This is a genomic window from Streptomyces sp. AC627_RSS907 (genome assembly GCF_019049165.1).
The window spans coordinates 1-581 of sequence record NZ_JAGMUE010000998.1; the positions used below are offsets into that span (position 1 = coordinate 1).

The following is a 581-nucleotide window of genomic DNA, read 5'->3' on the forward strand; positions in this document are numbered from 1 at the left end:
GCGCAGGACCACCTGAGAAGGGCGGTACGTCGTGGGTTCGGCCAGCCAATGGGCGCGTGAGACCTTCGGAGACATAGCCGGTGAACTGGCGGACATCATCCCGGCCTGCCTCCGCCGGGCCCATGAACGCGCCCGGACCGGGCATGAGGGCGTGCACACCCAGACGCTCGAAGCCTACGGGCATGGTCTCTACGCGGTGCAGTACGAGGAACTGGCCGCCGGCCTCTCCGAACTGGGAGAAGCCGTGCGTATGCAGGGACGCACGATGATGCTCGTCCGTGGCCGCCTGATCTACCCACTCCGCTACGCGAAGAAGGACGTCCCCGTCACCACCGCGCGGCTCCGTCGAGCCTCCGGCTTCCGAGCGGACCTGATCCGCCGTCATGGCCCGCCTCCCATGCAGCAGGCACTCGACCTGGGCTTGGAAGAGCTCGATGACTCCGAGGTACACCCAGACCTGGAGCTGCTCCCCGAGGACGTGCGGCTCGTCCTCGTCGCCTATGCCTGCTCGATGGAGGCGGGCGTCATGCGCGTCGAGTGGGGTTCCGCGGAGTTGCGTCGTGAGGACCGGTACCTGGTCT

General features: G+C 67.6%; 1 protein-coding gene. It reads left to right on the forward strand.

All coding sequences use genetic code 11. From position 1 onward, the window contains the following. Positions 1-31 precede the first annotated feature (31 nt). Positions 32-581: hypothetical protein (locus tag KUM32_RS39870; protein WP_217146611.1), on the forward strand; the 550-nt coding region annotated here is incomplete at its 3' end.